Genomic DNA, 5,215 nt, shown 5'->3' with positions numbered 1-5,215 from the left:
GGTGAGCGTCGGGCTGATCGCGGTGACGGCGTAGGCGCCCGCCACCCCGAGGGCGATTCCGAGCACACCGCCCATCAGCCCGTTGACCAGGGCTTCTCCGACGACCTGGCGGGTGACCCGGCCGCTCTTCCAGCCGAGCGCCTTGAGCGTGCCGAACTCCCGCACCCGGCGGCCGACCGCCGAGGAGGTGAGCAGCCCCGCCACCAGGAAGGCGGCGGCCAGCACGGCGTAGGAGAGCCATCTGCCGACGCTGGAGGCGAGGTCGGCGGCGGTGGACAGGGAGCCCGAGACGGTGTCGGCGAGGTCGGCGGAGGTGGTCACCGTGGTCCCGGGGACGTTCTTCTGGATGGCGGACTTCACCGCGGCGATCTTCTGCGAGTCGGCGGCCTTGACGTAGACCGTGGTGACCTTGTCCTTGGCGCCGGCGAGCGTCTGCGCCCGCGCGAGCGGCAGATAGACGTTGGCGGCGGCCTCCCCGCTGTCGGCCGTGGCGAGTCCGATGACCGTGAACTTAGTGGTGGAGACGGTGATGCTGCCGCCGGGGGCGAGCTTCTTCTCCTTGGCGTACGCGCTGTCGAGCACCGCGACCGGGGCGGTGTTCTCGTCGGTACGGAAGGTACGGCCGGAGGTGATCCGGGAGGTGGTGAGCGGGCCGAGCCCCTGCTTGGTGACGTCCGTGCCGTAGACCGTGAAGGAGTTGACGTCGAAGGAGGCGCCGCCGCCCTGCACCTCGCCCTGCGGGCCGCCCCCGCCGCCGCCCTGGCCGCGCCGCTGCTGCCGGTACTGCTTGAACTCGCCGCGGGTGAATTGCCCGTCGACCTTCAGCACGGTCAGGTTGAGTCCGCCGACGGCGTCCGCCACCCCGCTCTGCCCGCCGACCTGGCCGACGGTGGAGGAGGCGAGGGTCTGGAAGCCCTGGACCATCACCCGGTCGCCGGACTGGGTGCCGCTGTCCCCGCTGCCCCTGGCGTCGAACTTGAAGCGCTGGCGGCCCTCCTGCGGGGTTCCGGGCGGGGCCGCGGCCTTGGTGACCGTCATGTCGGTGCCGAGGCCGTACAGCGACTGCAGGACCTTGCCCTGCGCCCGGGTCATCCCGGCCGACACCGAACTGACCACGATGACCAGCGCGATACCGAGGGCGAGCCCCGAGGCGACGACCAGCGCCGCCTTTCTGCGGCGGCGCAGCTCGCGCCGGAGGTAGGTGAAGAACATGGCGCGAAGCTAGAGGGGCCCGGTGATCGTGGCTTGAGGCCACGATGAGAGTGCCATGAGAACGCGAAGGGCCGCGCCCGGGGATGCGGGCGCGGCCATCGCTGTCGTACGGCGTCGTACGAACCGGTACGGGCCGGTACGGGCCGGTACGGGACGGGATCAGGCGGCGGAGCCGGCCTGCCAGGCCGCCCAGCTCATGTTCCAGTCGCTGAAGCCGTTGTCGGGCGTGATGGTCTTGTCGCCGGTGTTCTTGACGACGACCACGTCACCGACGATGGAGTGCTCGTAGAACCAGGCGGCGGCGGTGTTCGGGTCGCCCGCGCCCTTGGTGTCGGACAGGCCGACGCAGCCGTGGCTGGTGTTGACGCTGCCGAAGATGGACTTGTCGCCCCAGTAGTTGCCGTGGATGAAGGTGCCCGAGGCCGACAGGCGCATGGCGTGCGGGACGTCCTTGATGTCGTACTCGCCCTTGCCGTCGCCGTCCGTGAAGCCGACGGTGGCGCCGTTCATCCGGGTCTCCTTGAACTTCTCGGAGATCACCATGGTGCCGTTGTACGTCTTGTGGTCGGGCGCGCCCGCCGAGATCGGGATCGTCTTGACGGTCCTGCCGTCCTGCGTGACGGTCATCTGGTGGGTCTTGGCGTCGACCGTGGAGACCTGGTTGCGGCCGATCTTGAAGGTGACCGTCTTCTCCTGGACGCCGGTGACGCCCGGCTTGGCCTCGACGCCGTCGAGGTCGAGCTTCATGGTCACGGTCGAGCCGGACTTCCAGTAGTCCTGCGGGCGGAAGTCCAGGCGCTGGGCGCCGAACCAGTGCCCGACGACCTGCTGGCCGCTGCTGGAGGTCACCGAGATGTGGGACTGGACGTCCTTCTTGTTGGTGACCGCCTTGTCGAAGGTCACCGACACCGGCATGCCCACGCCGACCGTGGAGCCGGACTCGGGCGTGAAGTTGCCGACGAAGCTGTTGGCGGGCGAGACGGTCGCGAACGCGGTGTTCTCGTGCGCCTGGCGGCCCTTGGCGTCCTGCGCGGTCGCCGTGATCCGGTACTTGGCCGAGCGCTTGAGCTGCTTGTCCGGCACCCAGCTCAGCCCGTCCGCGGATATCTTCCCCGGGACCGGAGTGCCCTCGGCGGACGTCATGACCACCGAGGTCAGCTTGCCGTCGACCACCGACACCTTGGTGTCGTTGTTGATGCCGACGTTGTCGGCGCCGTTCTTGGGCGTGATGGTGATCTTCGCGTCGGAGGTGTCCTTCTCGGCCGCCTTGTCGACCTGGGACTGCGACGACTTCGAGGCGTCGGCGCTGCCCCCGCCCTTGCCGCCGTCGTTGCAGGCCGACAGCAGCAGTACACCGCCGAGCACCGCGGACGCGGCCACAAGACCCTTGCGCCGCTTACTCTCCGTTATCACACGCTTCTCCATCGTTGCCGGTCCCCCAGGCCATCGACTGAACAACATAGCCACTGAAGCTGTGGTTCCCCTTCCGGATGAGGTGTGGGAAACGCCACCCGGTCCGGACAAACCCGGCCCCCGCGCGGCCCCCCGGACGTCAAGGGCGCGTGCCCTCGTCCTCGTCCTCCTCGTCGCTCTCATCTTCCTCGTCGAGGTCCCAGTCCTCGTCGTCGGGGTCGTACTCGACCTCCTCGCTGCTCCAGGAGGCCTGTGCGAGCTCGACCCCCGGCACCTCGGCCACCAGGTCGAAGGGGTCGACGAGATACGCCAGGGCCTCCGCCTCGTCTTCCCGTACGGCGGACCGGGCATGCGCGCGTTCCTGATCCGGAAGGAGCTCGTCCGCCGTGATGCGCTCCAGGGCCGCGCCGGTCAGCGCCTCCGGGTCATCGATCTCCAGTACCAAATCCACCCGGAGACGGACATAGCGTGGTGTCTCTTCAGTCGTCATGCGTCGGAGCGTAGGGCTCGCGACCTCCGCGACTTTCCTGCGACCCGCTGCTTTCACTAGCATCGACGCACACCACCAATTCGCCGTACTACAAGGGGGATCGACCAGGTGTCCGTCGCTCGCCGGCCTCTGCTCACCGCCACCGCCGCGGGCTCGCTGCTCTGCGCTCTGTGGTTCGTCCCGTCCGCCAACGCCACGGACGAGAAGCCACAGCCGGCCCCGTCCCGCCCGGCGGCCGGTCCCCGGGCCGTGCCCGCCACCGCGCCGGGCTCCACGCCGGGCGCCGCGCCGGGCGCCCAGACGGGGCCCGCCCTCGCCGACACGGGCACGGTGGACACGTCCCCGTACCTCTTCGGCGGTACGGCCTTCCTGGGCCTGGGGGCGGGGTTCGTCGCCTTCTCGGTGCGCAGGGCGCGCCAGCAGTACTGAATCCCTCCGGAACGGAAGTACGCGTACGTGAAGGGGCGCCCGGGAAGTTCCCGGGCGCCCCTTCACACGTACCGCGCGGCTGTCAGGCCAGCGGACCGGTGACCGTCTCGACGGCCGCGACCAGCTGTCCGGAGCGTACGAACGCGTCGGCGGCGGCCAGGTCGGGGGCGAGGAAGCGGTCCGGGCCGGGACCGCCGACACCGGCTTCCCGGGCCGCGCGGATGGCCGCCCCGGAGGCGGGCGCGGGGGTGAGGCCGTGGCGCAGCTCGATGCCCCGGGTCGCCGCGTACAGCTCGACGGCGATGATCCGGGTCAGGTTGTCGATCGCGGTCCGCAGCTTGCGGGCGGCCGACCAGCCCATGGAGACGTGGTCCTCCTGCATGGCGGAGGACGGGATGGAGTCGGCGGAGGCCGGGACGGCCAGCCGCTTCATCTCGCTGACCAGGGCGGCCTGCGTGTACTGGGCGATCATCAGACCGGAGTCGACACCGGCGTCGTCCGCGAGGAACGGCGGCAGGCCGTGCGAGCGGTTCTTGTCGAGCAGGCGGTCGGTGCGGCGCTCGGCGATGGAGCCGAGGTCGGCGGCGGCGATCGCCAGGAAGTCCAGGACGTAGGCGACCGGGGCGCCGTGGAAGTTGCCGTTGGACTCCACGCGGCCGTCCGGCAGGACGACGGGGTTGTCGACCGCAGAGGCGAGCTCGCGCTCGGCGACGGTGAGCGCGTACGCGATGGTGTCGCGGCCGGCGCCGGCGACCTGCGGGGCGCAGCGCACCGAGTAGGCGTCCTGGACGCGCGGGGCCTCGTCCTCCTGGAAGTGCCCGGTCAGACCGGAACCCTTCAGTACGGCGAGCATGTTGGCGGCGGAGGCGCCCTGGCCCGGGTGCGGGCGGATCGCGTGCAGCTCGGGGGCGAGGACCCTGGCGGTGCCGAGCAGCGCCTCCAGGGAGAGCGCGGCGGTGATGTCGGCGGAGGTGTAGAGCTTCTTGAGGTCCGCGAGGGCCATGACCAGCATGCCGAGCATGCCGTCGGTGCCGTTGAGGAGGGCCAGGCCCTCCTTCTCGCGCAGCTCGACGGGCTCGATGCCGGCCTCGGCGAGCAGCTCCCCGGCGGGCCGGACGACCCCGTCGGGGCCCTCCGCGTCGCCCTCGCCCATCAGGGTCATGGCACAGTGCGAGAGCGGCGCGAGGTCGCCGGAGCAGCCGAGCGAGCCGTACTCGTGGACGACGGGAGTGATCCCGGCGTTCAGGATGTCCGCCATGGTCTGCGCGACGGACGGGCGTACGCCGGTGTGACCCGAGGCGACGGTCTTCAGCCGCAGGAACATCAGCGCGCGGACCACCTCGCGCTCCACGCGCGGGCCCATGCCGGCGGCGTGCGAGCGCACGATGTTGCGCTGGAGCTGGGCGCGCAGGTCGGGGCTGATGTGCCGGGTGGCGAGGGCGCCGAACCCGGTGGAGACGCCGTACACGGGCTCCGGCTTGGCGGCCAGGGCGTCCACGATCCCGCGGGCTCTGGCGAGGGCGTCGAGAGCGTCGGCCGAGAGCTCGACCCTGGCGTTGCGGCGAGCGACGGCGACGACGTCCTCCGGGGTCGTCCCGGACGTCCCCACCACGACAGTGTGCATATCCATATTCAGCAGCGTACGGATTGAATCGGTGCGTGTCACTAGGG

Annotated in this window: 5 protein-coding genes; 1 reads left to right on the top strand and 4 read right to left on the bottom strand. The window is 70.8% G+C overall.

From position 1 onward, the window contains the following. The 3 genes from ACJA3G_RS29450 to ACJA3G_RS29440 form a co-directional block, all read right to left on the bottom strand. Positions 1-1,212, bottom strand: a 1,212-nt coding sequence (locus ACJA3G_RS29450) for an ABC transporter permease (RefSeq protein ID WP_406556081.1), incomplete at its 3' end; no start/stop codon positions are given. Between the two features lie 159 nt (positions 1,213-1,371). Further along, positions 1,372-2,637, bottom strand: a complete 1,266-nt coding sequence (locus ACJA3G_RS29445) for an Ig-like domain-containing protein (protein WP_406556080.1) — start codon at positions 2,635-2,637, stop codon at positions 1,372-1,374. A gap of 127 nt (positions 2,638-2,764) precedes the next feature. Continuing rightward, complete coding sequence (locus tag ACJA3G_RS29440) at positions 2,765-3,115, bottom strand: hypothetical protein (RefSeq protein ID WP_406556079.1); 351 nt, start codon at positions 3,113-3,115, stop codon at positions 2,765-2,767. Positions 3,116-3,223: 108 nt separating this feature from the next. Between ACJA3G_RS29440 and ACJA3G_RS29435 the strand changes: the two genes are divergently transcribed. Further along, a complete protein-coding gene (locus ACJA3G_RS29435) occupies positions 3,224-3,544 on the top strand; it encodes a hypothetical protein (RefSeq protein ID WP_406556078.1) in 321 nt (106 codons plus the stop codon). An 82-nt stretch (positions 3,545-3,626) separates the two neighbouring features. On the opposite strand, the gene hutH is transcribed toward ACJA3G_RS29435, so the two are convergent. Beyond that, positions 3,627-5,168 carry a histidine ammonia-lyase gene (gene hutH, locus ACJA3G_RS29430; RefSeq protein WP_406556082.1) on the bottom strand — a complete coding sequence of 514 codons (1,542 nt, stop codon included), beginning with the start codon at positions 5,166-5,168 and terminating at the stop codon, positions 3,627-3,629. Positions 5,169-5,215: the final 47 nt, after the last annotated feature.

Origin of the sequence: Streptomyces sp. YS-3, from assembly GCF_045257485.1 — a bacterium.
Taxonomy (GTDB): Bacteria; Actinomycetota; Actinomycetes; order Streptomycetales; family Streptomycetaceae; genus Streptomyces.
This window is presented reverse-complemented; position numbering and strand designations above follow the sequence as displayed.

Coding starts and splice junctions, on each gene's coding strand:
- ACJA3G_RS29445 (WP_406556080.1), bottom strand. CDS start 2,637: ATGGAGAAGCGTGTGATAACGGAGAGTAAGCGGCGCAAGGGTCTTGTG.
- ACJA3G_RS29440 (WP_406556079.1), bottom strand. CDS start 3,115: ATGACGACTGAAGAGACACCACGCTATGTCCGTCTCCGGGTGGATTTG.
- hutH (WP_406556082.1), bottom strand. CDS start 5,168: ATGCACACTGTCGTGGTGGGGACGTCCGGGACGACCCCGGAGGACGTC.